Here is a 25,183-nt window from a genome sequence, read left to right as displayed (position 1 = left end):
TTATCTATGCGAAATCTATTCACGGGCGTTGTCGCGGCTCTTTTGCTTGGCGCCGCACCGTCCGAGGCTGGCACGCTTGTGCCGTGTGGTGGTGGGTTCAAAAGCTTCACGTCGGCGATGAAGGACGAGGCCGTTTCGCGCGGGCACACCAAGGCGAGCGTCGACAAGTTTTTCGCCTCTGTTCGCCAGGATCCTGCCACCCTGAAGGCGGATCGGGCGCAAGGCATCTTTCAGCGACCGTTTGTAGACTTCTCACAGCGTTTGATCAGCAATGACCGATTGGCGCGTGGCAAGTCGATGCTGCAAAAACACTCAAGTGTTTTCAATGTGATGGAAAGCAAATATGGAGTCAGCCGCGGTGTTCTAACTGCCTTCTGGGCTTTTGAGACCGACTATGGCGCGGTGCAGGGCAATTTCAACACTCTGAACTCTCTGATGACCTTGTCACATGACTGCCGACGGCCACAGCTGTTTCAACCGCAAGTCTTTGCTGCCCTTCAACTTTTTGAACACGGAAGCTTTAACCCTTCCACGTCAAAGGGCGCATGGGCCGGCGAAATTGGCATGGTCCAGATGCTGCCGGGCGATATCATCGAAGCGGGTGTAGACGCTGATGGAAACGGGCGTGTCGATCTGCGCACATCCCCTGCCGATGCGCTTCTATCTGGGGCCAACATGCTGCGCAAACTGGGCTGGCGGGCGGGTGAGCCCTGGCTGCAAGAGGTTGCAGTGCCAAAGAACTTAGACTGGTCTAAGACCGGTTTGACTCACCAGATGAGCGTTGCGCAATGGGCCCAACTGGGCGTCAAGCCGCGCCATGGGGCCTTGGGTCCGTCAAATCTTGAGGCATCAATCATTCTGCCGCAGGGTCGCAAAGGCCCAGCCTTCATCGCCTACCCGAACTTCAGGGTTTATTTCGAATGGAACAAAAGCTTCGTCTACGTGATGACAGCGGCCTATTTCGCCACACGCCTTGAAGGCGCGCCAGTCTACACGGTGGGCAAACCGGATCCGGCCTTCTCGGGTCAACAGATGAAATCGCTCCAAAAAAAGTTGAAGGCGCGTGGGCATGATGTCGGAAAGGTCGATGGAATCCTTGGTGCCAAGACCCGCGTCGCCATTCAGCAAGAGCAGATCCGCCTTGGCCTTCCAGCCGATTCCTGGCCGACAGCCAGCTTGTTAAAGGCGCTTTGATCGGTCCCAGCCCGAACACCATTGCGACCCTCGGCAAAAATGGCCCCAAAAGGAGATTTTGGGCTCAGGACAGCGCGTCTTCGAAACTTTTGACAAGCTCCGTCCAGATGTCGAACATCTCGTCGAAATCGTCTGAACTGACCCCGGCATTCCCGGTGTAGATGTCGTATTCCAGCAGCTTGCGCCCGTCCTCGGCTTGGTAGACCCGCCCATAGCGTTGTTCTGCGTTCCAGGCGTTCAAAGCTTCCAAAGTGATCTTGGTGTCAGCGGTATAGCCCGAAAACATCTGAAGCGAATCGCAATTCTTCGCCTCTCGGCAGCCATAGAAGAACACCGCGAACTTGGTGCCATAATACTGGATTTCGATCAGGGGATCGCCGACATTGTCTTCGGTCAGGTTCGCTGGCGCTCCGATCGCGGTGAAGTAGTCCAGAACCGATTGCGGCTCGGACGCCTTGATCGTGTCAGCGCAAGCACCCGTGGCAAAGCCTGCGGAAAAAAATGCCGCTGCGGCAAGCAAAAATGGTTTCAATATCCCAACTCCCTGAAATCGCTCTGCGCACACCCTATTTGGGTTTCACATCCGGCGCAACGATCCGGCTTTAGGCGACCAAAGCCTCGGCGTTCTTCAGGTCGACGCTGACAAGTTGGCTGACGCCCATCTCGGCCATTGTGACGCCAAACAGGCGGTCCATCCGCGCCATGGTCACCGCGTGGTGGGTGATGATCAGGAACCTTGTGTCGGTGCGACGCGTCATTTCGTCCAGCAGGTCACAGAACCGCGTGACGTTGGCGTCGTCCAAGGGCGCGTCGACTTCGTCCAGCACGCAGATCGGGGCGGGGTTGGCAAGGAAAACGGCGAAGATCAGGGCCAGAGCGGTCAGTGTCTGTTCACCACCCGACAGCAAGCTGAGCGTCGATAGCTTCTTGCCCGGCGGTTGGCACATGATCTCAAGCCCAGCTTCCAGCGGGTCATCGCTTTCGACCAGAACCAGCTTCGCTTCGCCACCGCCAAACAGGTGTTTGAACAGGTTGCCAAAGCTGCCGTTCACCTCTTCAAACGCGGTTAAAAGGCGTTCGCGCCCTTCCTTGTTCAGGCTGGCAATGCCGCTGCGCAGCTTCTTGATCGCCTCTTCCAGATCGGTCTTTTCTTTGAGCAGCGTATCGTGTTCTTCCTGAACCTCTTTCGCGTCCTCTTCGGCGCGCAGGTTCACGGCCCCCAAGGCATCGCGCTGGCGTTTCAGGCGGTTCACGTCGTGTTCGATTTGCTCGGCTGACGGCATCTTGTCGGGGTCGCCGTCGAGGCTCTCCAATAGCGCGTCGGGCGTTGTTTCCATGTCCTCGGCAATGCGTTCAACGGCATAGGTCACGGTTTCGCGGGCGGCCTCGGTGCGCGCTTCTGCGCGCGCGCGGGCCTCGCGGGCCTCACCGGCGGCGCGTTCGGCTTCACGTTCGGCATTTGTCGCCTCGCGCTCTGCAGTTTCGCCCTTGGCCAGCTTGTCCGCGGCACCTTTGCGCCGGGTTTCAGCCTCGTCGATCGCGTCGGCAAGTTCGTCACGTTTGGCGGCCAATGCTTCCGGGGTCGCGCTCGCCTCCGCCAGCTCAGCTTCGCTTTCGGTTTTGCGCTCTTCCAGCTCGGCAATCCGTTTTCCCGCCGTTTCAAGGCGGTGTTTCCAGCCGGACACCTCTTTGATGATTTCCTGCGAGCGGCGGGTGCGCGCTTCACCTTCGCGGCGCAATTCATCGTGGGACGAGCGTTTGGCCATCATCGTCATCCGCGCGGCTTCCACGGCCATCTTGACGTCTTCGACCTGCGCGCGCGCCGCGTCCAGATCGCCCAGATCGGCCACGCCGCGTTCGGCTTCCACCAACCGCTGCCGCGACCCCATGGATTCTTCCTCGTGGCGTTTCAGGGCCATGCCGAGGTTTTCCAGCTTGCCACCAGCGATATTGCGATCCGCTTCGGCACGGGACAGGGCGCGGTTGGCGTCCGCCATCGCGCGGTCGGCGTCGCGACGGGCGTCGCGTGCGCGCTTGTCGGCATCGGTGGTCTCAATCAGTCGGGTTTTCAGCGTTTCATGGGCCGCGCGTGCGCCATCCGCACGGGCCGAGGCTTCCTCAAGATCCTGTTTCAGTTCTTGCAGGCGGTTCAGCTGTTCAAGGCGCAGGGCAGCCGTCGAGGGTTGATCTTCTGCCCCAGCCCGGAACCCGTCCCAACGCCACAGGTCGCCTTCGGTCGACACCAGGCGCTGGCCCGGTTTCAGGTCAGCCTGCAGACGGGTGGCGTCTTCTGTATTGACCAGCCCGATCTGGCTCATCCGGCGGGCCAGCACCTCTGGAACCGTGACATAATTGGACAGGGCGTTGACGCCATCGGGCAGGGGCTGTGCTTGCGCATAAGCGGGTAGCGATGCCCAGCCAGACGGTGCGTCCCCATCAATCGCGGGCGCACGCAGGTCATCCGCCAGCGCCGCGCCAAGCGCCTTTTCATAGCCGGGCTTGACCCGCAGATCGTCCAGAACCTGCCCGCCTTCGGAAGCATCACGTTCGACCAGCCGCGCCAATGCCTGAACCTCGGCGTGCAACGCGTTCACCTCACCTTCGGCCGAGGACCGGGCAGCGCGGGCGTCGGCCTCGCGGGCCTGTGCGTCAGCGCGCGCCTCGTCTGCGGCGACCAAAGCGGCTTCGGCGGCTTCGGCGGCTTTTGCGGCGGTGGTTTCAGCGGTCTTGGCCGCGTCGTAATCTGCCCCCGCCTTGTCCAATGCCCCTTTGGCGTCGTCCATTGCGGCGCGGGCACGTTCAGCCTCGCCTTCGCTTTTCTCAAGCGTCTTGCGGCTGTCTTCCAACAGGCGGTGCGCCGATTGGTGGCGCGCGGACAGGCGCGCGACGTCTTCGGTCAGTTGGGACAGATCGCCTTCGCGCTCCTGTAAAATCGCCGCACTTTCGCGCGCATCGGCATGGGCAGCTTCCAGCGCCGCGTCATGGCCATCCGACGCTTTGGCAAGCTGCGCCTGTTCCCACTCCAACCGTTCAATCGTTTCGCCAGCGTCTTTGTTCAACCCGCTTTCACGCTCGATGTCGCGGGAAAGTTGGGTGATCCGGGCAGTCAGGGTTTCAATCCGCTGGCGGACCTGGGCTTCCTGATCGGACAGCTGGTCGCGTTGCACTTGAAGGCGCTGCAGGATGGCGGCGGCGACGGCTTCTTCTTCGCGAAGCGGTGGCAGGCGGTCTTCGGCCTCTTGCCGGGCTTTGCTGGCCGCACGCGCGGCACCTTCGGCGGCAGCGGCGGCTTTCACCCGCTCAGTCAGTTGGGCTTCCGCCTCGGCGCGGGCGGCGTCCGCTTCTTTCCAGCGACGATAGAGCAACAGCCCCTCGGCGCGGCGCAGATCATCCCCGATGGTGCGATAGCGGGCCGCCTGCCGGGCTTGCCGCGCCAACTGGCCCAGTTGCGACGCCAATTGTTCGATCACATCGTCAACACGCGACAGGTTGGTCTCGGTGCCCTTCAACTTCAACTCAGCCTCATGGCGGCGTTGATACAGCCCGGAAATGCCGGCGGCCTCTTCCAGAATGCGCCGACGGGATTTCGGTTTCGCGTTGATCAACTCGCTGATTTGCCCCTGACGCACCAGCGCGGGCGAATGCGCCCCGGTCGAGGCGTCAGCAAACAGCATCTGCACGTCGCGCGCGCGCACATCCTTGGTGTTGACCTTATAGGCCGAGCCCGCATCGCGTGTGATCCGGCGCAAAATCTCAAGATTGTCGTTGTCGTTGAAACCGGACGGGGCCAGCCGTTCGCTGTTATCCAGCAGAAGCGCCACCTCGGCAAAGTTGCGGGCGGGTCGGGTCGAGGCACCTGCAAAAATCACGTCTTCCATTCCGCCGCCGCGCATGGCGGTCGGGCGGTTTTCGCCCATCACCCAGCGCAGGGCTTCCAGCAGGTTCGACTTGCCGCAGCCATTTGGCCCGACCACGCCTGTCAGCCCGTCCGCGATCACCAGATCGGTCGGGTCCACGAAGCTTTTGAAGCCATTCAGGCGGAGTTTTGAAAACCGCAAGCGGTCTGCCTCATCTTTGATTCTTCTCAGACACTGAGTTTTTCGGGGGATTGTGGGCGAGTCAACGACTGACCGCGACATATGGATGATTTCGGCGGGTTATCCACAAGATATTGCATTTGAACCGCCCCTCGCGCCGGGCATTGCCGCCAAAGCGTGGTGTCGGGTCGGTTTCCGGCTTGACCCTGCCAAGCCTCGCACGGCAAACAGGGGCCGCATGGTTCCCCGTTCAGGGGAGAATAGGGAATGCAGTGAGGGTGACCCAATCCGGGGCCCGATGCTGCAGCCGCCCCCGCGACTGTAAGCGGTGAGCGTCCACCTGATGCCACTGGCCCAAACGGGCCGGGAAGGCGGACGGACGCTTTGACCCGCAAAGCCAGGAGACCTGCCATGCGCAATGAAACCCACCCGTCGGGGAGACGGGGCTTGGAGGACAAGATGCAAAGCAAAATACCCGCCACTGTTGTCACTGGCTTTCTTGGTGCTGGCAAAACCACTCTGATCCGTCACATGCTGGACAACGCAAACGGCAAGCGCATTGCGCTGATCATCAACGAATTTGGCGATCTGGGCGTGGATGGGGACATCCTGAAAGGCTGCGGGGACGAAACCTGTTCCGAGGATGACATCATGGAGCTGTCGAACGGCTGCATTTGCTGCACCGTGGCCGAGGATTTCATCCCGACGCTGGAAAAGCTGCTGGATCGTGATACGCCGCCCGATCACATTGTGATTGAAACGTCAGGGCTGGCGCTGCCGCAACCCTTGGTGCGCGCTTTTCAGTGGCCCGAGATTTCCACTCGCGTGACCGTCGATGGCGTCGTCACCGTGGTGGATGGCAAAGCCGTTTCGGACGGTCAGTTCGCGTCGAACCTTGCGGCGGTCGAAGCACAGCGCAAGATGGATGACAACCTTGACCACGAAACACCGTTGTCAGAACTGTTCGCCGATCAGGTGGCCTGTGCAGACATGATCGTCGTGAACAAGTCTGACCTGCTGGGCGAGGATGAGGCCCAAGCATTGGTGGGCAAGCTGTCCGGCGATGCGCGAAAGGGTGTGCAGGTCGTGCGCACGTCGATGGGTGTTTTGCCGGTCGAGGTGTTGCTGGGTCAGGGTGTCGGTGCCGAAGATGACATGGACGCACGCTTGTCACAACACGAGCAAGGGCATCACGATGATCACCATGATCACGATGATGACCATCACGACGATGACCACCACCATCATCATGACCACGACCATGATGCGTTTGAAAGCTTTGTTGTGACACGGGCCGAAGTCGCTGATCCGGCGGCGTTTGCCGAGCAAGTTGCCCAAACGATCCGCGACCACAACATCCTGCGCCTGAAAGGGTTCGCCGCTGTCACCGGCAAACCCATGCGCCTGACCTTGCAAGCGGTTGGTCCACGTGTCGATACGTATTACGATCAGCCCTTCGGCGCCCAGCCGCGTGAAACACGTCTGGTGGTCATCGGCCAGTCCGGGCTGGACCGCGTTGCCATTGAAAAGGCCTTGGTGGCATGACCATCGACGTCACCCCCGGCGATCCCCGCGATCCGGGGGCAACGGCTCTGCTTCAGCAAAGTCATTCGCTGATGGAAGAACTGTTCCCGCCCGAGGATAATTTCTATCTGGACATCGACGACCTCTGCGTGCCCGAAATCACTTTCTTCGTGGCGCGCGACGGGGGCAGTGTTCTTGGCACCGGCGCACTGGCCGACAAGGGCAGTTATGGCGAGGTCAAGTCGATGTTCGTCGCGACCGAGGCGCGCGGCAAAGGCGTGGGCGAGGCACTGCTGGCGCGGATCGAAGAGACAGCCCGCCAAAAGGGTCTGGCCGCCTTGAAGCTGGAAACTGGCAATGTGCTTCATGCCGCGCACCGGCTTTACCAGCGCGCCGGGTTCAGCATTTGCGGGCCGTTTGGGGATTACCCCGAGGCCAACAGCTCAATCTTCTTGGAGAAGGCGCTGTGACCAACGCTCAGCCCTTCTTCGCTTCAGCGGCGGCTTTCATCCGGGCCAACAGCGCCGCTTTGTCGTCCTTGCGGTTCAGCGGGTTCTTCTCGGTGCCACGGGCGTTATGTTCGGCGTGGCGCGGGGTGCCTTTGGCGGGCTTGGGCGCGCCGGCTGCTTTATAGTCCATCGTTCTACCTTGATTGGGCATGAGATTGCCCGGTCACATAACACCAATTCGCAAAGGGCGCGACATGCATCTTCTGGCCGCCACACCCGGTTCCATCGACGACGGAAAGGAACCCGTTGATCTGGGGCATACGCCTGCCGACGTGGTGTTCATCTCGGCCGCAGATACGGAATTGGCGGGTCTTTCGCAGGCGCGCGTTGAAATGGCCGATCCACCCGGATTGCGTCTGGCCAACATGATGCATCTGGCGCACCCGATGTCGGTTGATCTGCATATCGACAATTGCGCGACCAAATCCAAATTGGTGATCGCCCGCGTGCTGGGCGGTGTCGGGTATTGGAAATACGGGGCCGAACAATACGCGGCGCATTTGCGCGATGCGGGTGTCCCGCTCGCGCTGTTGCCCGGTGACGACAAACCGGATGCGGAATTGCGGGCGTTGTCTACGGTTTCGGATGAGGATTATGACGCGCTTTGGGCCTATCTGGTCGAGGGCGGGCCGGAAAATGCGGTCGGGTTCCTGAGCTACACCCGCGCTATGCTGGATGGCAGCGACAAACCCGAAGCCGCGCGCCCCTTGCTGCGTGCTGGCGTCTATTGGCCCGGCGCAGGGGTCGCCGATCTGGACGCGGCGCGGGCGGAATGGACCGATGGTGCCTCCGTGGTGCCGATTGTGTTCTACCGTGCGCTGGTGCAGGGGGCCGGGCTGAACCCGATCAACCGATTGGTGAAGGCGCTGCTCAGGCAGGGTCTGAACCCTCTGCCCGTGTTTGTCGCGTCGCTGAAAGACCCAGTGTCGGTCGCGACGATGGAGCATTTGTTCACCGAGGCCGCCCCGTCAGTGATCCTGAACTGCACCTCGTTCGCGGTCGGATCACCGCATGAGGGCGAGCATCAGTCAGGGGTATCGAACCCTTTCCAGATGCCTTGGTGCCAAGCTGCGCCAGTCTTTCAGGTCGTTCTAGCCGGGTCGAGCGAAGACGCGTGGGAAGAGGGTCTGACCGGCCTGTCTGCCCGCGACATCGCGATGAACGTGGCCTTGCCCGAAGTGGACGGGCGCATCCTGTCCCGTGCGATCAGCTTCAAGGGCGAAGCGTTCTTTGACGACGCCACCGAATGCCCCATCGCCACTTATCGCGCACGGGGCGACCGTGTGCAGTTCGTGGCTGATCTGGCGGCAAGCTGGGCCAAGCTGCGACGGGCCAAACCTGCTGACCGTCGCGTGGCGTTGATTATGGCGAACTATCCCAACAAGGACGGGCGTCTCGCCAATGGGGTCGGGCTGGACACGCCCGCCGCAGTCGTGCACGCGCTGGGCCTGATGGACGCCAACGGCTATCGCGTCACAGATGCACCCGCCGACAGCGATGCCTTGATGCACGCCGTGATGGCGGGGCCGACCAATTGGCTGACTGACCGGGCCGCGCGCTCGGGTGGGGTAACCCTGTCGATGGCAGAGTATCAGATCAGCTATGGCCAACTGCCATGGGCACTGCGCGAAGCGATTGAAACGCGCTGGGGCAAGCCTGAAGCCGATCCGTTCTACACCCCCGGTGATGTCGATTGCGGTTCGTTCGCGTTGTCGGTTCTGGAATACGGCAATGTGGTCGTCGGGGTGCAGCCTGCGCGTGGTTATAACATTGATCCGACGGATACCTATCACAGCCCCGACCTTGTGCCGCCGCACAACTACCTCGCTTTTTACTTCTGGCTGCGCCACACGTTCGGTGCCCATGCGATCGTGCATATGGGCAAGCATGGCAACCTTGAATGGCTGCCGGGGAAATCCGTGGCCCTGTCTGGTGAATGCTGGCCCGAAGCTGTGCTTGGCCCGACACCGCATGTCTATCCGTTCATCGTCAACGATCCGGGTGAAGGCACGCAAGCCAAGCGCCGATCGCAAGCGGTGATTATCGACCACCTGACTCCGCCGCTTACACGCGCCGAGACCTATGGCCCGCTGCGCGATCTGGAAGCACTGGTGGACGAGTATTACGAAGCCGCCGGGGTTGACCCGCGCAGGATTGAATATCTGCGCCGCGAGATTCTGACGCTGTCCTCGGCCACCGGGCTGGACGTCGATGTCGGTATGGCAGGGGATGACGAAGATCAGGATCTTGCCAAGCTCGACGCCTATCTGTGCGAATTGAAAGAGGCGCAAATCCGTGATGGCCTTCACGTGTTTGGTCAGTCGCCTGAGGGGCGGTTGGAGCGTGACTTGGTGCAAGCTTTGGTGCGGGTACCGCGCGGAACAGGTGAAGGTGGGGACGCGTCGTTGATCCGGGCCTTGGCGTCTGATTTTGGTTTGGAGTTCGACCCGCTGGATTGCGATATGGCCGAGCCGTGGGGCGGCCCGCGGCCTGACATCCTATCTGGTGATGATGCTTGGCGCAGCAACGGCGATACAGTTGAGCGGCTGGAGCAACTGGCCGCCCGTCTTCTGGACGGAGAAACTCCTGCACCGGGCAGCGCCAGCACCGCCGTTCTGAATGAGATCAAAGAACGCGTGCGCCCGAATGTGGCGGCCTGTGGCCCCGGCGAGGAAACGGGGCTCCTCACCGCCCTTGCTGGGCAATTCGTCGCTCCCGCGCCGTCCGGCGCGCCAACCCGTGGGCGGCTGGACACGCTGCCGACTGGCCGCAACTTCTATTCCGTCGACAGCCGCGCCGTGCCAACCCCGACCGCATGGGCGCTGGGCTGGAAATCAGCGAACCTTTTGATCGAGAAACACCTGCAAACCCATGGCGACTGGCCGCGCGCTTTGCTCGTCACGGCTTGGGGAACCGCAAATATGCGGACGGGCGGGGATGACATCGCACAAGCACTGGCGCTGATGGGCGTGAAGCCAAAATGGGACGGCGCCAACCGTCGCGTGACCGGGTTCGAGGTGATCCCAGCCACTGCGCTGGGCCGTCCGCGTGTGGACGTCACCTTGCGCGTGTCTGGATTCTTCCGCGATGCGTTCCCGCAGCTTATATCACTGGTCGACAGTGCCGCACGCGCCGTGCAGGCGCTGGAGGAACCGGAAGACGTTAACCCCGCCGCCGCGCGTGTGCGGGAAGGTGAGACGGCGCATCGGGTCTATGGGTCGAAACCCGGCGCGTATGGCGCAGGGCTTCAGGCGATGATCGACGAACGGCTTTGGGCGAACAAAGCCGATCTGGCTGACGCTTATCTGGAATGGGGCGGCTATGCCTATGGCGCAGGAGCCGAAGGCGCGCGCGACCGCGAAGGGTTCGAAGCACGTCTGGGTCAGGTCGAGGCCATCGTGCAGAACCAAGACAACCGCGAACACGATATTCTGGACAGCGATGACTACTACCAGTTTGAAGGCGGGGCGGCGGCAGCGGTGTCGACACTGCAAGGCCGCGACCGGCCGATCTATCACAACGACCATTCCCGGCCCGAACGCCCGGTGATCCGCACACTGGATGACGAGATTGGGCGCGTGGTGCGGTCACGTGTCGTGAACCCGAAATGGATCGATGGGGTGAAACGCCACGGCTACAAGGGCGCGTTCGAGATTGCCGCGACCGTCGATTACCTGTTCGCCTTCGCCGCCACCACGGGCGCGGTGAAAGGGCATCATTTCGATCTGGTCTATTCGGCATTCATCGACGATGACGAGACGCGCGATTTCATCGACGAACACAATGCGCCCGCGCTGAAAGAGATCGCTGAACGCCTGACGGAAGCGATCGAGCGGGGCCTTTGGTCTCCGCGCTCCAATTCGGCACGGGCGAGGTTGGACACGCTCAGATGAAGCCCCGCCGGTTTGACCCTGATGAAGACGCTGCGCCAATCCTTGCGCTTCTGCATCGTGCGTTTGCCAATATGGAGGGACGGATTGATCCACCCAGCTCGCTGCACCGTTTGACAAAGGCCGATATCGCAAATCAGGCGCGCGAAGGAGAGGTTTGGGTCATCGGCGAAGCAGCTTGTGTGTTTCTGACGCCCCTTCCAGACGAGACACCTCCGGCGCTTTATGTTGGCAAGTTGGCAGTTGATTCATCAGTGCGCGGGCAGGGATTGGCGCGAGCCCTTATCGCGCTGGCTGAAAATCGAGCGAGTGCGTTGGGGTGTGCACGGCTTATCTTGCAGACACGAGTCGAACTGATCGAAAATCACGCAATATTTGAGAAACTTGGGTTCGTGAAGACCGCCGAAACTGCCCATCCCGGATATGACCGCCCTACGTCATGCCGGTTCGAGAAAGCACTGCCTGAACGCTAGCTACAGTCAATCTCGGCCCGTTGGATGGCTTGATCGCCAGACAATGACCCTTTGACAACCCGGCATCCCGTCGCTTGTTCGATCGCGATTTGCGCGCGGGTAAGGATGATGGGAAGGCGGGGCAGGGCTTCGAAGCTTGTGCGATAGACTTCGACGAAGTTTTCGCGCCGGTGGATCGAAAAGGTAGAGCCGTCGACGGTTGCTTTCTTCACGCTGGTGTCGGCGGACATGAATTGCGGGCTGGGGCTGTCGCAGGCGGCCAGAAACACTCCAAGACTCAAAATCGCGACCAACGGTCTAGTGGTTTGCATCTGAATGGCCCTTTCGCCGATGGTTTCGCACGATGGTGAGCGGTTTTGGTTAACAAACCGTGAAATTCCGCGAGGGCCGAGGGCGTGACAACTTGGACCACACTCGGACTTGCTTTCAAAAGGGACTCAGCCTATAAATATTCATAAATATGAATATGAATGGAGAGATCCAATGCAAGCCAATCGCCCAGCGGACAAGTATTCGCCGCTCTACTTTCTGGCGTCTGTCGGCGCCGGTGGCCTGACGGTCACGTTTTTCATGTATCTGATGTTCTGGGTGCCGCACAAAGGCCGCCCGGTGCCCGTCTTCGAAGACATCTTTACCGCCCTTGGAACCGGTTCGATCGGTCTGCAGATTGCCATTGCAGTTGCGCTGGCCGGTATCGCGACCTTTGTGTTTCTGAACATCAAATATCTTGTTTGGAACCTCAAATCCTTCTCGGCATTTCGCAAGACCGACGCCTATGAGACGCTGAAGAACTCGAACGCTGAAACCACCCTTCTGGCGATGCCACTGGCGCTAGCGATGAGCGTGAACGCGCTGTTCATCGTCGGCTTGGTGTTCGTGCCGGGCCTGTGGTCGATCGTTGAATACCTGTTCCCCTTCGCGATGGCGGCGTTTCTGGCCATCGGCATTCAGGCGCTGATCTATATCGGTGATTTCCTTGGCCGCGTGTTGACCAAGGGGGGCGTCTTCGACGTCACCGCACATAACAGCTTTGCCCAGATGCTGCCGGCTTTCGCGCTGTCGATGATCGCGGTCGGTTTCTCGGCGCCTGCTGCGATGAGCACAAACTCGGTCGTCGTCGGTGTCTCGCTGGTTGGGTCCACATTCTTCGGGATGGCGTCAATCATCTATGGTGCGCTGGCCTTGTTCACGGCATTCAGTTCGATGCTGCACTACGGCACGTCGAAAGAAACCGCGCCGACGCTTCTGATCGTGATCCCGCTGATGACTGTTCTTGGCATCATGGCCTTGCGCCAGAGCCACGGCCTGCACGCCACCTTTGATGCGCATGTCACCGCTGGGGAAACCATGGTCTTCTTGGCCCGGTTGCTGACCATTCAGGTGCTGTTCGGTCTGATGGGTCTGGTTGTCTTGGCCCGCCATGGATACTGGAAAAGCTACGTTCTTGGCAGTGAAACCTCGCCAGGATCCTATGCGCTGGTCTGCCCCGGTGTAGCCTTGTCGGTGCTGACGCAGTTCTTCGTGAATGCGGGGCTGGTGCAAGCTGGCGTGGTGGACAAGTACTCGGTGGTTTACTGGATTGTGACGGCGATCGCGATTGCCTTCCAGTTTGCCATGGTTGCCATGGTCTTCCGCCTAAACAAGCAGCATTTCGGGCGCGCGACACCACAGGCTGTGCCTGCCGAGTGACCTGAACTCCGCTGAAATGATTGGGGGCGTGCCTGAAACGGCGCGCCCTCTCTTGCATCTGGTCTTCATGACCCGCACAGTGACGGGCGAGCAATTCATGAGGATACCATGACCGTAGACCCCGACCGCCACGCCTCGAAGATGGCCAAGAAGAAAGCCGCCCGCGATAAGATCATGGCGACCAAGACCGACAAAAAGGGCTTGATCATCGTCCATACCGGCAAGGGCAAGGGCAAAAGCTCGGCCGCGTTCGGGATGATCTTCCGCTGCATCGCGCATGGGATGAAAAGTGCGGTTGTGCAGTTTATCAAGGGCGGAATGGATTGCGGCGAACGTGATCTGATCAATGCGAACTTCTCTGACATCTGCGAGTTTCACACGATGGGCGAGGGCTTTACCTGGGAAACACAGGACCGCACTCGCGACGTGGAAATGGCGCAGGCCGCGTGGGAGAAGTCGAAAGAACTGATCCGTGATCCGTCAAACACCATGGTTTTGCTGGACGAAATCAACATCGCCATCCGCTATGATTATGTGGATGTGAACGAAGTCGTCAAATTCCTCACCGAAGAAAAGCCGCCTATGACCCATGTGGTTCTGACGGGGCGCAACGCCAAGGACGAACTGATCGAAATCGCCGACCTTGTTACCGAAATGGAGCTGATCAAGCACCCATTCCGGTCTGGGGTCAAAGCGCAAATAGGTGTCGAATTCTGACGCCTTCAGGGAGGAAGAACATGCCGAAATTCTATATGGCTTATCACGACCCGCGCGACGTCGCGCCCGACAAGAAGGGTGAAATGCAGGCGGAACACAAGGCATGGGCGTCGGCGCACGCTGCGGCCTTTGATGTTCCCGAAAGCCCTTTCTCGGCGCAATGGACAGTGGATGAAAGCGGCGTTCAGGATGGATATGCGTCGCCGACGATGGGATTTTGCGTATTTACAGCACCCGATGCAGAGGCGGCCAAGAAGATCGCTCTGGACTGCCCATTTACCAAGATGGGTGTGCTGCACCTGGCCCAGATGATGGACATGCCAAGCGTCTGATGGCAAGTCGGGCAGGACAAGGCGAAGTGAGAGGGTAAGGGAAAGATGACCAGCCATAGATTGCTTGGCCTGTCCGGCTCGCTTCGCATGGAGGCGACGAACAGGTTTCTGCTGCGCAATGCAGCACGCCTGTATGGCGCCACGACGTTTGTCGAAGCCGATCTAAATCTACCGCTGTTCAACGCGGATGACGAAGCCGAATTTGGCGCGCCGGAAGGCGTGAACCGCCTGGCCGAGCAAATCGCCCTTGCCGATGCGGTGATCATATCAACCCCGGAATACAACAAGATGTTGTCAGGCGTTTTGAAGAACGCCCTTGATTGGGTCAGTCGGGTGAAACCGAACCCGTGGGCTGACAAACCGGTGGCCCTGATGTCAGCGGCTGCCGGGCGCGCAGGTGGGTCTGGCGCGCAAAGCTCGCTGGTTGCCGCAATGATGCCTTTCCATCCCCGGCTTGTAGTTGGTCCTGAAGTTGCCGTCGCAGGCAGCAGAAACGAATTTGATGACGATGGGCTGCTGACCAATGCGCGCTATGAAGCCGGCTTACAGGGGCTGATGGACAAACTGCGCGCCCAAGTGGACCGCCGCGCTGTGTGACGCTAAAGGCTCGCCTCGACGCGGAAATCGTCTGGGATGGTGTCTTTGCCGTCCAGAACCAGATCCGCCATGACCTCTCCGACTTTTGGGCCCATACCGAAGCCGATCTTGAAGCCGCCATTGGCGATGAAATGACCGGGGCGGTTCGGGTATGCGCCCAGCATCGGTGCGCGCGATTTGGCGCGGGGTCGAACGCCGGCCCAGCGTTCCAAAACGGGGGCATTGGCGATGGCTGGACAGGCGTTTCGGACCTGGGCGATGACATCCTCCAACGCCGCGTCGCAGGTGGTTGGGTCGTCAAATTCCCGTTCGCTTGTTGACCCGATTGCCACAGTGCCATTGGCATGCGGAATGATATGCAGCGCGTCGGTGAAAAGCTGCGGCAAATCCCGTGCATCAAAATCAAGAAGCGCACTTTGCCCTTTGACTCCATTGCCAACGGCCTTTGAAAGCTCTTGCGACAAAGCGAGCAACCCTTGCCATCCAGTCGCCCAGACAACCAACCCTTCTGGGGCGGCGTCAGTCACCACTTCGCCACCTTTTTCACAAATGGCTGCGGCAAGTGCAGCCCCCGCCAGACGAGGGTTCATGCGGGCTGTCAGTGTGTCATAGATTACATAACCGGTCGCACTTTCCGGTGCCCAACCGGGAAAGTCGTGGGTCGCGCGCACTTGCCAAGTGGCCTTGTTTTGCCAAAGCATTGATGCCTCTGTGCTGCGTGCGCGGGCCAGATCCAAGAGCCTGTCGTCAGCAATGGGTTGCAACCGACCTGTGCGCGCATATCCAGCCGTCAGGCCAGACGCGGCCTCGACCTCGGCCCAATAGGCTTCGGCCATGATCAGGCTGTCGAATTGAAAGGCCTTCTTTGCGTTCCAGCGTTCGGGCACGTGGGGGGCCAAGGCGCCGACCAGTCCACCTGATGATCCGGCCCCGACGCCGTTCGGGTCGATCACACGCACACTCGCGCCGCGCTGCAAGCAGCTCCACGCCACTGACAGACCAAATATTCCCGCCCCATAGACGGTCACATCCACGATTGCCAAAGCTCTGGTCCTTCTTCATGGTCGCGCGCGTTGAACCGAGTTCTAGGGCATGTCATGACGAAGAACCAGATCGCAGAGATCGCGTGGAAAGATAACGGCGTGCCGGTGGCGACGCAGTTTGACGATCCATATTTCTCGCTTGATGACGGGCTGGCTGAAACGCGACATGTGTTTCTTGACGGAAACGACCTTCCTGCAAGGTTTACACCGGGCTTTCACATTGCAGAGCTTGGATTTGGAACCGGGTTGAACATGCTGGCCACGTGGCAGGCGTGGCATCAAGTGGGGGCTCCTAAGGGCGTGCGGTTCACATCGTTCGAGGCGTTCCCCATGTCGCCGGCTGATATCGCCAAGGCGCTAAGGTCATTTCCAGAACTGCAGAGCGCCGCCGAGCCCCTATTGCAAGCATGGACGGAAGGCAGGCGCGCCTTCGACCTTGGCGGCTTCACAGTCGAGGTGGTCGAAGGCGACGCCCGCCACACGCTAGCGGCGTGGTCCGGCCGGGCCGATGCATGGTTTCTGGACGGGTTTTCGCCCGCGAAGAACCCCGAACTTTGGGGCGAAGGTCTTTTGGCGCAGGTTGGGGCGCATACCGCCCCCAGTGGCTCGTTTGCGACTTACACTGCCGCGGGGTTCGTTCGCCGGGCGCTTGATGCGGCTGGCTTTGAGGTGGAGCGCGTGCCGGGATACGGTCGCAAACGGCACATGAGCCGTGGCACCTTGCGTTCCTGAGGAGGTTGCAAATGAAGGAAAACAACCGCGCGGGCATCTGGCTCATGATCGGTGCGACGTTTGTCTTTGCGATGCAGGATGGAATATCGCGCCATCTGGGCGGCGTCTATAACGTCTGGATGGTTGTGATGATCCGCTATTGGTTCTTTGCGGCCTTCGTGCTCTGGATCACGCGCCGCAATGGCGGGCTGCAAAAAGCGTTGCGACCAGCGCGACCTTACTTGCAGATGTTTCGCGGCGCTTTGCTGGCGTTAGAGATCTGCGTGACGGTGCTGTCCTTTACATTGCTGGGGCTGGTGGAAAGCCATGCCGTGTTTGCGTGCTATCCGCTGCTGGTGGCCGCGTTTTCGGGGCCAGTTTTGGGCGAAGCTGTCGGGTGGCGGAGCTGGGCGGCGATCGGGGTGGGATTTTTCGGCATTCTTGTCATCCTGAAGCCGGGCTTTGGGGTGTTTGCACCCGAAGCGATCGTGCCCTTGGTCGGGGCGTTGATGTTTGCGCTCTACGGGCTTTTGACCCGGTTGGCGGCAAAGACTGACAGCACGCAAACCAGCTTTTTCTGGACCGGGATCATCGGCGCGATCGTGATGACACTGATTGGTGCTTGGTTCTGGGAGCCCATGAGCCGCCCGGACTGGGCGTGGATGGCGCTTTTGTGTGTGACGGGCGTTCTGGGCCATTGGCTGTTGATCAAATGCTACGAGTTCGCCGAAGCAAGTATCGTGCAGCCCTTTGCCTATCTTCAGCTGGTCTTCGTATCAATCGTTGGCGTCACGCTGTTCGGAGAAGCGATCCGCGCCAATGTGGTCCTTGGCGCGGCTATCGTGGTCGCTGCTGGCATCTTTACATTGTTGCACAGTCGACGGGTCGCCTGATGGCACCCAGCTTATTGCTTTAGTTCTTTTGACAAGGTGATCGGCTCTGTCTTGCCAGTCAGTCGCGCCCGATAGACTGGCAAGCTTTCTGCCACCCGCATCACGTAGTTTCGTGTTTCACGAAACGGGATGTGTTCGATCCAATCGACGATATCGGTTGAGGCTGCGCGCACATCCCCGAACCGCTCTGACCACGCGGTCGCTCGGCTTGGTCCGGCGTTATAGCCGACGGCAATAAGCACCGGATTCGTGCCAAAATCCTCGATCAGCTTAGCAAGGTATTCTGACCCAAGCCGGGTGTTATACGCCGGATCAGTGGTCAACCGCACCTTGGAATAGGGCAGGTCCAGCCGATCCGCCATGTCCGAGGCCGTGCCGGGCATAAGCTGCATCAATCCACGCGCGCCGACGCCTGACATCACGCTGGGGTCAAATTCGCTTTCGCGCCGCGCGATTGCCAGTTCCAGTGCGCGCGGAACGGTTCTGTTGCCACGCCCTATATCGGGTGTGGGGAAATAGGGACGTTCTAAAACCATCCCCGTGCGCGCCGCCTGTTTGGCGATCATCACCTGTAGATGTGGCTCGTTCACGCTTTCGGCCCATAGCGCCAACTGACCGATCTGTTCGCGCGACAGGCTTTCCGCCAGGTGGACCGCAAACCGTTCCGTCCAATAGAGCTCGCCAGCGGCTTGTAGAAGACGGGCCGCTTCCATCACGGATCCCCCCCAAAAGGAGGCTTGTTCGGGGGATGGGAATGGCTCGTTTCCGGTCAGGGTTGGAGCCATGGCAACATTGGCTTTCTCTGCGGCAAGTAAGCCATAAAAGCTGGTTTGAAATTCCGCGCCGAATTCATAGGACGCTTGCGCCATCTCGCTGTCGCCGGCGGCTTCATGCGCGCGCCCCAGCCAATACCCGGCGCGTCCAAGGCTGATCGGCGTGTCCACGGCGGCGCTGAAATTCTGAAAATGCTCTAGCGCGGTGATCGGGTCGTTCAGTTTGCGTAGGGCCACGTAGCCAGCGATCCATTCAAGGTCGTTCTGGTTTGCGCCCCCCGTTAGGCGGTGAAAACTTGCCAGCTGATAGGCTTGCTGCGCCAGCCCTTCGCGCATCGACCACCGCGCCAATACACGGCGCCAACTGGCCCAGCGTTCGGGTTGTCCCAACTTGGCGGCACTTTCAGACCGCTCCAAAATCAAGTCAACCGCGTCCTGGTTCCGTCCCTTTGCGGCCCGCCAAAGGAAACGCTCATAGGCCAGCCCCGGATCATCCGCCAAGGCGGCCGGGACGGCGTTGATCAGATCGTCAACGCCACTTTTGTGCTTGCGCAGCGCCATTCGAGCTTTCGCCAAGGCTTTCTGACCGGCGTCGATCAGGTCCAGCATGGCCGTCGCTTCGCGCACATCACCCTGCCACAAAAGCTTGTCGGTGCGCGCCCAGTGATGGGGTTTCAGAGTGTCGCCATGGCGAGCCAGCAACACCTCGTGCTCTTCATCATCCAATGACAGTGTCGTCCATGCCAGAATGGCCTGTTTCTGGGCTTCCTCGGCCGCACCTGTCGCCTCCAGCGCTTCGATCAGGCGCAGCGCGCCACGACCGGTTTGAGGGGCGACGGTCGCGAAGAACTCAAGCACCTTCTGAGGGTCATAGCGATGCGGAATGGACTGTTCGGTCTGTTTGCGCAGGTAAGCAAGCCCCGGCCAGTCGGGGTGACGGGCCAAAAAGGCACGGGCGTCTTCAAAGCTTCCCTCTGCCTTGCGCAACTGGTGCCATTCCAGAACATCGCGTACCAAAGGCGCGGTTGCAGACGCTTCTGCACCCGGCCAGTCACCGGAACGCGCTGATTTCAAGGCCTTTTGTAGCTCGGCGACCGCCACCGCGTCCTGCGCCAATGCGCCTGAAAAAGGTGTCATCGACAACGAAAAAGCCAGTGATGCGGCTATAAGTGAGGGTTTCAGAATCCAGATCATTGGAAAAAACTAGTTAAGCAGGCAGGATACGCAACACACAAACTTGGCATTTGCAGCGAACCCGGCTAGTTTCCGCCGCGTTTGCGGGTGCGATTCAGCACAGGCCCGCAGTAATATGGAAACACAAAATTGGAGCGTGTCATGTTCAAAGGATCTCTTCCTGCCCTGGTCACGCCGTTCAAGGACGGCGCCGTGGATTTCGACGCGCTCAAACAACTGGTTAACTGGCAGATTGACCAAGGGTCGAACGGGCTTGTGCCGGTTGGGACGACGGGTGAAAGCCCGACGCTGTCGCACAAGGAACACGAGGCTGTCATTGAAGCCGTCGTCGATGCAGCCGCAGGCCGCGTGCCAGTTATTGCGGGCGCAGGGTCTAACAATACCTCCGAATCGCTTCGTTTCTTAGAGCATGCCAAACGTGTCGGAGCCGCTGCCGGATTGGTGGTCACGCCCTATTACAACAAGCCAACGCAGCGCGGTTTGATTGCGCATTTCACGACATTGGCCGACGCGGTCGACCTGCCGATCATCATCTACAACATCCCCGGTCGGTCTGTTGTCGATATGACACCTGACACGATGGGGCAGTTGGCAAAGCACAAAAATATCGTCGGCGTGAAAGACGCGACCGGCGATCTGGCGCGGGTCAGCTTTCAACGCATGACCTGTGGCACGGATTTCGTTCAGCTGTCTGGTGAAGACGCCACCGCACATGGGTTCAACGCACAAGGCGGTGTGGGCTGTATCTCTGTCACGGCGAACGTGGCACCACGCCTGTGCGCGGACCTTCAAGCGGCGACCCTGTCGGGTGACTTTGGTGCGGCGCTGACAATCGCGGATAGGCTGATGCCCTTGCACAAGGCGATTTTTGCAGAACCCGGAGTGTGCGGGGCGAAATATGCCTTGTCCAAGCTGGGGCTTTGCTCGACCGAGGTGCGCAGCCCGTTGACGCCACTTCTGGACGACACAAAAGACGCGATAGACGCTGCCATGCGTTTTGCCGGTCTTTTGACCTAAGCATTGCCGGCCGACAATCTGACCACTGTGTCGATTGCCGGGCTGGACAGCGCCGGGCCGAACGCCTACATCCGCCACATGGCCAAGACGAAAGACGATCCGAACTACAAGGTGATCGCCGAAAATCGGCGGGCGCGGTATGATTACGCGATCGATGAAGATATTGAATGTGGCATTGCGCTGATGGGGTCCGAGGTCAAATCCCTACGCGAAGGCAGTGCCAATATCGCCGAAAGCTATGCCGCCGTCGAAGATGGTGAGCTGTTTCTGACCAACGCCTATATTGCGCCCTATAAACAGGCCATAACCTGGGGCCATCAGGAACGTCGCAAACGCAAGTTGCTGGCGTCCCGTCGCGAGATTTCAAGGATGTGGAATGCCACCCAGCGCAAGGGGATGACCCTTGTGCCGCTGGTCATGTATTTCAACCATAAAGGCTTGGTGAAGATCAAGATCGGGATCGCCAAGGGTAAGAAGGCCCATGACAAGCGGGCGACCGAAGCCAAGCGCGATTGGGGCCGCCAGAAGCAACGCCTGTTGCGGCATGGCGACTAGCCTTTTTCCTTACCGCACACCCAGTGCGTCATAGGGCAGGAAGCGCACAAGATCGCCGGGGGCTACGTCGCACGCTTCATCGCCAAGCTCGACCAACCCCGTTGCCCAACTGAGACCCGAGACAAGACCGGACCCTTCCGACCGAAAGGCCTCGACCTCTCCATCTTTGGTGATACGGGCGCGAAGGTATTCACGCCGCCCAGCCTTTTTTCGTTTCGCAAACGCGGCAGGCCGTAAGATTGAGGGCGCATCTAGCCACGCGCCGCCAGCCAGTTGCGAAAAAGCGGGTCGTGCGAAGATCAGGGCCGTGACAAGGGCGGCGACCGGGTTGCCGGGAAGGCCAAAGACTGGCACGCCGCTCCATTGTGCCAACGCCAGCGGTCTGCCGGGTTTGATCGCGACGCGCCAGTGGTGAAGCGACCCGGTTTCCCCGAGCAGCGCAGAAACATGGTCTTCATCGCCCGCCGACGCACCGCCCGAGGTCACGATGACATCCGCCCTGTCCGCCGCGTCATCAAGGGCAGCCCGAAGCGCACTGCGATCATCTGCAACATGGCCAAGATCGACGGGTTTGTAGCCCCACCCCTCGGCCAGTGACAAAAGCATGGGGCGATTGGCGTCAAAGGTGCGGGCAACGTCAAGGGTGCTGCCCGGTTCGGCCAGTTCGTCACCCGTGGACAGAACGCCGACGCGCAGGCGCGCGTGGACCTTTGCAATGCCGACCCCCAAGGCGCTTAGCAGGGCGATATCTGGAGGGCGCATCGTGTGACCAGCCTTCAATGCGGTCGTGCCGGCCTTCACATCTTCGCCTGCGGCACGGGCATTCGCGCCGGGTTTCACGCCCGCTGAAAAAGCAAGCGTCGCGCCTTCGCGTTGCACATCTTCCTGCATAACCACGGTGTCCACTCCATCGGGGAGCAACGCACCCGTCAAGATGCGAATGGCGTGCCCCATAGGAACGTTACCTTTGTATGGGGCGCCTGCCGCCGCGCGGCCGTCAACAAGTGGAAGCTGCACTGGGTCACTGTCGGGAAGTCCCGCAAAGGCGAAGCCGTAGCCATCAACCGCTGAGTTTGCCCCCGGCGGGTTTGACCGGGCGGCCACGTGATCCGTTGCAAGGATCCGTCCACGTGCCTCGGCAACCGGGATGGTTTCGACCCCGACCACCGGCGCGATGCGCTCTTTCAGCGTGGCGAGAGCTTGGTCAACGGGTGTCCAATTGACCCCCGGAGGAAGCGCGAAACAGTCATTTTTCAAACCGATGCGCGGACGTGGTGCAAGACCGGTTGCCTCTGCGATGAAGCTGGCGATGGCGCTTGTGTCATCAAGGTCAAAGACTGGCAGGTCAAGATCAGGCAGGGGCGTATCGCTTGCCACAGCGCAGATGGTGTCATGGTCGGGGGCAAGAAGCGCCTCGCCCGTGGCGGCGCGGTGTGCTTCGATCTTGGGGTGCGATGCGCCTTTGAAGCCTTCGACCAGCACAAGGTCGCAAGGGGCAAGCCGCGCAATCAAGTCTGCCAGGCGCGGCTTGGGGTCATCGCGCAGTTCGTGCAGGATCGACACCCGCGCGCTTGAGGCCAGAACGACCTCTTGTGCACCGGCTTGTCGGTGGCGATGCGTGTCGGTTCCCGGCCGTTCCAAATCGACGCCATGGTGCGTGTGTTTCAGGGTGGAAACGCGCAGACCTTGGGCAGCGAAATGAGCGACCAGCCGTTCCATCAACCCGGTCTTTCCAGAGTTTTTCCACCCCGTGACACCAAAGATCTTCATGTGAGGTCTCCCACCAGCTGCTGTGCAAGGGTCAGGTCGTCAGGCGTGTTGACGTTGAAGAACGGGTCGATTGGATCGGGGTCGAACACAGCCAGCGCTGCGCCATGCCTGTCGGTCCATTGAACCACTTTGCGCAGGCCATCATGCAACGCGGCCCGCAGGTCATCGCGCAAGGCAACGGGCCAAAGCCCAAAAGTCGGCTGACGCATTGGGCCGCGATCCACGTCCATCGTGGCGGCCAGTGCAATCTGAGTATCAGCCTCGTGCGCCGCGCTTTGCAGGCGTGCAACCAGATCGTGCGGAAAGAATGGTGTGTCGGCAGCGGCAGACACCACATGCGTCGCGCCGTGGTCCGCAGCCCAGTCCAGACCTGCCAGAACACCGGCCAGCGGTCCCGCGAAACCTTCGATGCTGTCTGGCAAAACGGGCATGCCGAACGTGGCGAACCGAGCGGCGTCGCCATTGGCGTTCAGCGCCATTTGGTCAACTTGCGGTGACAGGCGGTCGATGACCTGTGACAGAAGCGTGCCATCGCCAAGCGGCAAAAGTCCTTTGTCACCGCCGCCCATTCGCGTGGCTTGACCTCCTGCAAGGATGATCCCGAAGGGTGCGGTCATTTCGCTGCTCCCTTGCGGTGGTGCTTGCTGTCCTCGCGTGGCGCATGCTTCGGGTCGGTATCACGGATCAGGCGGTCTTCGCCAGACAGGCAGGTGAACCGCTGCCCGCGCATGCGACCGATCAGGGTCAAGCCAACATCGCGCGCAATCTCGACCCCCCAAGCGGTGAAACCGGACCGAGAGACGAGCACGGGAATACCCATATGCGCGGTCTTTATCACCATCTCCGAAGTCAGCCGTCCGGTCGTGTATAAGATCTTGTCTGCGCCCTCAACACCTTCGGCAAGCATCCAGCCGGCCACCTTGTCCACGGCGTTGTGGCGCCCGACATCCTCCATGTAGACCAGCGGGCGGTCCCCCTGACACAGAACGGTGCCGTGGATGGCACCGGCCTCAAGGTAGAGCGACGGGGTGCGGTTGATCTTTTGCGACAGGGCATAGAGCGACGAGGTTCGGACCGATGCGGGTGGAAGGGTAAGACCCTCGATCCCCTCCATCATATCGCCAAAAACGGTGCCGACGGCACAGCCTGAGGTGCGCGTTTTGCGGCTCAACTTGTCTTCGTAGTCAGTTTCGCGCGCGGTGCGGACAACGATCGTTTCGATGTCTTCGTCATAGTCGACCCCGGTGATTTTGTCGGCAGTGGTCAGCATCCCCTGATTGCGCAGAAATCCGAGCGCAAGGTAGTCGGGATAGTCCCCGATGGTCATTGCGGTGACGATCTCGCGCGAATTCAAGAAAATGGTAAGCGGACGTTCTTCGACAACCGATACGGTGACACCATCGCCATGTTCATCATGGCCAGACACCGCACGGGTCAAACGAGCGGCAGTGGGATCAGGCGCAATCACGTAGTCGTGGATATTCTTCTCAGTGGCCAATTGAATCTCCTGCCGCTTCACCATAAGCGTGAGGGGCAACTTAGGACCCGATTATGACTTCGTCCAACCCCAAAAGATACTTTCTGCGCGGCGCTCAGGATGCATTGCCATTTGTTCTGGTGATCGTGCCCTTCGCCCTGCTGTTCGGCGTCGTCGCCACGGAAGCCGGCTTGAACGTGGCCGAGGTCATGGGCTTTTCAGTTCTGGTGATCGCCGGTGCGGCGCAGTTTACCGCTGTGCAGTTGATGACAGAAAATGCGCCGACGATCATCGTGATCCTGACCGCTCTTGCGGTGAACCTGCGCATGGCAATGTATAGCGCGTCGCTGACACCTTTTCTGGGAAAGGCCCCGGTCTGGAAGCGGGCGCTTGTTGCTTACCTCATGGTGGATCAGGCCTACGCGTTGTCGCAGATTAAATACGAGCTGGAGCCGGAGCTGTCAGTGCCCGAACGCTTTGCCTACTATATCGGCACGGTCGTGCCGCTTGCGCCGCTTTGGTATGCCGCCAGCTATATCGGCGCGGTGGCGGGCACGCAGATCCCCGCAAGCTTTGCCTTGGATTTCGCGCTGCCGATCACCTTTCTGGCAATGGTCGCGCCTGCGCTGCGGACGATCGCGCATGTGGCGGCGGCGGCGACGTCGGTTGTGTTGGCGTTGCTTCTGACATGGATGCCTTATGGCTCGGGACTTCTGGTGGCTGCCATCGGGGCGATGATCGTTGGGGCGCAGATTGAAGGTGTCATGGCACGAAGGGCACGCACATGA

23 protein-coding genes and 1 riboswitch are annotated in these 25,183 nt (G+C 60.3%); of the genes, 14 read left to right on the top strand and 9 right to left on the bottom strand.

All coding sequences use genetic code 11. The features are described 5' to 3' along the window. The first annotated feature begins 6 nt into the window (after positions 1–6). Entirely contained in the window at positions 7–1,194 is a 1,188-nt protein-coding gene (locus ACXYMP_RS00445; protein WP_458903638.1) for a lytic murein transglycosylase, read from the top strand. 64 nt (positions 1,195–1,258) lie between these two features. Here the strand turns inward: ACXYMP_RS00445 and ACXYMP_RS00440 are convergent, their stop codons facing one another. Next, positions 1,259–1,726, bottom strand: coding sequence for a YbjN domain-containing protein (locus ACXYMP_RS00440; protein WP_458903636.1), 468 nt, complete (start codon positions 1,724–1,726; stop codon positions 1,259–1,261). A 70-nt stretch (positions 1,727–1,796) separates the two neighbouring features. Next, on the bottom strand, positions 1,797–5,252 hold the full coding sequence (gene smc / locus ACXYMP_RS00435; protein WP_458903634.1) for a chromosome segregation protein SMC: 3,456 nt from the start codon (positions 5,250–5,252) through the stop codon (positions 1,797–1,799). A 201-nt stretch (positions 5,253–5,453) separates the two neighbouring features. Next, positions 5,454–5,659: riboswitch (cobalamin riboswitch) on the top strand. A gap of 31 nt (positions 5,660–5,690) precedes the next feature. Between smc and cobW the strand changes: the two genes are divergently transcribed. Both cobW and ACXYMP_RS00425 read left to right on the top strand, forming a co-directional pair. Next, positions 5,691–6,776, top strand: coding sequence for a cobalamin biosynthesis protein CobW (cobW, locus tag ACXYMP_RS00430; RefSeq protein ID WP_458903632.1), 1,086 nt, complete (start codon positions 5,691–5,693; stop codon positions 6,774–6,776). Then, entirely contained in the window at positions 6,773–7,225 is a 453-nt protein-coding gene (locus tag ACXYMP_RS00425; RefSeq protein WP_458903630.1) for a GNAT family N-acetyltransferase, read from the top strand. Before cobW ends, ACXYMP_RS00425 begins: the two co-directional genes overlap by 4 nt. Before the next feature lie 7 nt (positions 7,226–7,232). Here the strand turns inward: ACXYMP_RS00425 and ACXYMP_RS00420 are convergent, their stop codons facing one another. Then, a complete protein-coding gene (locus ACXYMP_RS00420; RefSeq protein ID WP_247038451.1) occupies positions 7,233–7,394 on the bottom strand; it encodes a hypothetical protein in 162 nt (53 codons plus the stop codon). A gap of 64 nt (positions 7,395–7,458) precedes the next feature. On the opposite strand from ACXYMP_RS00420, the gene cobN reads away from it, so the two are divergent. Further along, a complete protein-coding gene (cobN, locus tag ACXYMP_RS00415) occupies positions 7,459–11,157 on the top strand; it encodes a cobaltochelatase subunit CobN (RefSeq protein ID WP_458905270.1) in 3,699 nt (1,232 codons plus the stop codon). Then, positions 11,154–11,627 (top strand): GNAT family N-acetyltransferase, encoded by a 474-nt coding sequence (locus ACXYMP_RS00410; protein ID WP_458903628.1) that lies wholly within the window; start codon positions 11,154–11,156, stop codon positions 11,625–11,627. Before cobN ends, ACXYMP_RS00410 begins: the two co-directional genes overlap by 4 nt. Here the strand turns inward: ACXYMP_RS00410 and ACXYMP_RS00405 are convergent. Further along, a complete protein-coding gene (locus ACXYMP_RS00405; RefSeq protein ID WP_458903626.1) occupies positions 11,624–11,938 on the bottom strand; it encodes a hypothetical protein in 315 nt (104 codons plus the stop codon). The genes ACXYMP_RS00410 and ACXYMP_RS00405 overlap by 4 nt on opposite strands. 172 nt (positions 11,939–12,110) lie before the next feature. Here ACXYMP_RS00405 and ACXYMP_RS00400 point away from each other — a divergent pair, with 172 nt between their 5' ends. The 4 genes from ACXYMP_RS00400 to ACXYMP_RS00385 all read left to right on the top strand — a co-directional run bounded on the left by ACXYMP_RS00400 (position 12,111) and on the right by ACXYMP_RS00385 (position 14,962). Continuing rightward, positions 12,111–13,316: a TsoY family (seleno)protein gene (locus tag ACXYMP_RS00400; protein ID WP_458903624.1), complete on the top strand. Its 1,206-nt coding sequence runs from the start codon at positions 12,111–12,113 to the stop codon at positions 13,314–13,316. Positions 13,317–13,424: 108 nt separating this feature from the next. Further along, on the top strand, positions 13,425–14,033 hold the full coding sequence (gene cobO / locus ACXYMP_RS00395; RefSeq protein ID WP_458903622.1) for a cob(I)yrinic acid a,c-diamide adenosyltransferase: 609 nt from the start codon (positions 13,425–13,427) through the stop codon (positions 14,031–14,033). A gap of 20 nt (positions 14,034–14,053) precedes the next feature. Next, entirely contained in the window at positions 14,054–14,365 is a 312-nt protein-coding gene (locus ACXYMP_RS00390; RefSeq protein ID WP_298570715.1) for a YciI family protein, read from the top strand. Positions 14,366–14,410: 45 nt separating this feature from the next. Beyond that, positions 14,411–14,962, top strand: a complete 552-nt coding sequence (locus ACXYMP_RS00385) for an NADPH-dependent FMN reductase (RefSeq protein WP_458903620.1) — start codon at positions 14,411–14,413, stop codon at positions 14,960–14,962. Between the two features lie 2 nt (positions 14,963–14,964). On the opposite strand, the gene ACXYMP_RS00380 is transcribed toward ACXYMP_RS00385, so the two are convergent. Beyond that, positions 14,965–16,005 (bottom strand): NAD(P)/FAD-dependent oxidoreductase, encoded by a 1,041-nt coding sequence (locus tag ACXYMP_RS00380; RefSeq protein ID WP_458903618.1) that lies wholly within the window; start codon positions 16,003–16,005, stop codon positions 14,965–14,967. Positions 16,006–16,059: 54 nt separating this feature from the next. Between ACXYMP_RS00380 and mnmD the strand changes: the two genes are divergently transcribed. Both mnmD and ACXYMP_RS00370 read left to right on the top strand, forming a co-directional pair. Beyond that, entirely contained in the window at positions 16,060–16,737 is a 678-nt protein-coding gene (gene mnmD, locus ACXYMP_RS00375) for a tRNA (5-methylaminomethyl-2-thiouridine)(34)-methyltransferase MnmD (RefSeq protein WP_458903616.1), read from the top strand. An 11-nt stretch (positions 16,738–16,748) separates the two neighbouring features. Beyond that, the gene (locus tag ACXYMP_RS00370; RefSeq protein ID WP_458903614.1) at positions 16,749–17,609 is read left to right on the top strand and encodes a DMT family transporter; all 861 of its coding nucleotides are present in this window, start codon (positions 16,749–16,751) and stop codon (positions 17,607–17,609) included. An 11-nt stretch (positions 17,610–17,620) separates the two neighbouring features. On the opposite strand, the gene ACXYMP_RS00365 is transcribed toward ACXYMP_RS00370, so the two are convergent. Then, positions 17,621–19,576: a lytic transglycosylase domain-containing protein gene (locus ACXYMP_RS00365; RefSeq protein WP_458903612.1), complete on the bottom strand. Its 1,956-nt coding sequence runs from the start codon at positions 19,574–19,576 to the stop codon at positions 17,621–17,623. A 141-nt stretch (positions 19,577–19,717) separates the two neighbouring features. On the opposite strand from ACXYMP_RS00365, the gene dapA reads away from it, so the two are divergent. Together dapA and smpB are read left to right on the top strand one after the other, a co-directional pair. Next, positions 19,718–20,593, top strand: coding sequence for a 4-hydroxy-tetrahydrodipicolinate synthase (gene dapA / locus ACXYMP_RS00360; RefSeq protein ID WP_298570726.1), 876 nt, complete (start codon positions 19,718–19,720; stop codon positions 20,591–20,593). A gap of 78 nt (positions 20,594–20,671) precedes the next feature. Beyond that, positions 20,672–21,148: an SsrA-binding protein SmpB gene (gene smpB / locus ACXYMP_RS00355; protein WP_298570861.1), complete on the top strand. Its 477-nt coding sequence runs from the start codon at positions 20,672–20,674 to the stop codon at positions 21,146–21,148. Between the two features lie 9 nt (positions 21,149–21,157). Here smpB and ACXYMP_RS00350 read toward each other — a convergent pair whose 3' ends face one another. The 3 genes from ACXYMP_RS00350 to ACXYMP_RS00340 are packed head-to-tail and all read right to left on the bottom strand — an operon-like array spanning position 21,158 to position 24,422. Beyond that, complete coding sequence (locus tag ACXYMP_RS00350) at positions 21,158–22,918, bottom strand: bifunctional molybdopterin-guanine dinucleotide biosynthesis adaptor protein MobB/molybdopterin molybdotransferase MoeA (RefSeq protein ID WP_458903610.1); 1,761 nt, start codon at positions 22,916–22,918, stop codon at positions 21,158–21,160. Next, positions 22,915–23,535, bottom strand: a complete 621-nt coding sequence (gene mobA, locus ACXYMP_RS00345; protein WP_298570730.1) for a molybdenum cofactor guanylyltransferase MobA — start codon at positions 23,533–23,535, stop codon at positions 22,915–22,917. Before mobA ends, ACXYMP_RS00350 begins: the two co-directional genes overlap by 4 nt. Continuing rightward, positions 23,532–24,422, bottom strand: a complete 891-nt coding sequence (locus ACXYMP_RS00340; RefSeq protein WP_458905267.1) for a formate dehydrogenase accessory sulfurtransferase FdhD — start codon at positions 24,420–24,422, stop codon at positions 23,532–23,534. The genes mobA and ACXYMP_RS00340 overlap by 4 nt, the downstream gene beginning before the upstream one ends. 47 nt (positions 24,423–24,469) lie before the next feature. Between ACXYMP_RS00340 and ACXYMP_RS00335 the strand changes: the two genes are divergently transcribed. After that, entirely contained in the window at positions 24,470–25,183 is a 714-nt protein-coding gene (locus tag ACXYMP_RS00335) for an AzlC family ABC transporter permease (RefSeq protein ID WP_458903608.1), read from the top strand.

This window comes from Aliiroseovarius sp. CAU 1755, from assembly GCF_054482655.1.
Note: the sequence above shows the minus strand (reverse complement) of the source record. Positions and strands in the feature narration are given on the sequence as shown.

Coding starts and splice junctions, on each gene's coding strand:
- ACXYMP_RS00385 (WP_458903620.1), top strand. CDS start 14,411: ATGACCAGCCATAGATTGCTTGGCCTGTCCGGCTCGCTTCGCATGGAG.
- ACXYMP_RS00370 (WP_458903614.1), top strand. CDS start 16,749: ATGAAGGAAAACAACCGCGCGGGCATCTGGCTCATGATCGGTGCGACG.
- cobN (WP_458905270.1), top strand. CDS start 7,459: ATGCATCTTCTGGCCGCCACACCCGGTTCCATCGACGACGGAAAGGAA.
- ACXYMP_RS00365 (WP_458903612.1), bottom strand. CDS start 19,576: ATGATCTGGATTCTGAAACCCTCACTTATAGCCGCATCACTGGCTTTT.
- ACXYMP_RS00335 (WP_458903608.1), top strand. CDS start 24,470: ATGACTTCGTCCAACCCCAAAAGATACTTTCTGCGCGGCGCTCAGGAT.
- ACXYMP_RS00425 (WP_458903630.1), top strand. CDS start 6,773: ATGACCATCGACGTCACCCCCGGCGATCCCCGCGATCCGGGGGCAACG.
- smpB (WP_298570861.1), top strand. CDS start 20,672: ATGGCCAAGACGAAAGACGATCCGAACTACAAGGTGATCGCCGAAAAT.
- ACXYMP_RS00350 (WP_458903610.1), bottom strand. CDS start 22,918: ATGAAGATCTTTGGTGTCACGGGGTGGAAAAACTCTGGAAAGACCGGG.
- ACXYMP_RS00405 (WP_458903626.1), bottom strand. CDS start 11,938: ATGCAAACCACTAGACCGTTGGTCGCGATTTTGAGTCTTGGAGTGTTT.
- mobA (WP_298570730.1), bottom strand. CDS start 23,535: ATGACCGCACCCTTCGGGATCATCCTTGCAGGAGGTCAAGCCACGCGA.
- ACXYMP_RS00400 (WP_458903624.1), top strand. CDS start 12,111: ATGCAAGCCAATCGCCCAGCGGACAAGTATTCGCCGCTCTACTTTCTG.
- ACXYMP_RS00420 (WP_247038451.1), bottom strand. CDS start 7,394: ATGGACTATAAAGCAGCCGGCGCGCCCAAGCCCGCCAAAGGCACCCCG.
- ACXYMP_RS00445 (WP_458903638.1), top strand. CDS start 7: ATGCGAAATCTATTCACGGGCGTTGTCGCGGCTCTTTTGCTTGGCGCC.
- cobW (WP_458903632.1), top strand. CDS start 5,691: ATGCAAAGCAAAATACCCGCCACTGTTGTCACTGGCTTTCTTGGTGCT.
- ACXYMP_RS00390 (WP_298570715.1), top strand. CDS start 14,054: ATGCCGAAATTCTATATGGCTTATCACGACCCGCGCGACGTCGCGCCC.
- cobO (WP_458903622.1), top strand. CDS start 13,425: ATGACCGTAGACCCCGACCGCCACGCCTCGAAGATGGCCAAGAAGAAA.
- dapA (WP_298570726.1), top strand. CDS start 19,718: ATGTTCAAAGGATCTCTTCCTGCCCTGGTCACGCCGTTCAAGGACGGC.
- mnmD (WP_458903616.1), top strand. CDS start 16,060: ATGACGAAGAACCAGATCGCAGAGATCGCGTGGAAAGATAACGGCGTG.
- ACXYMP_RS00410 (WP_458903628.1), top strand. CDS start 11,154: ATGAAGCCCCGCCGGTTTGACCCTGATGAAGACGCTGCGCCAATCCTT.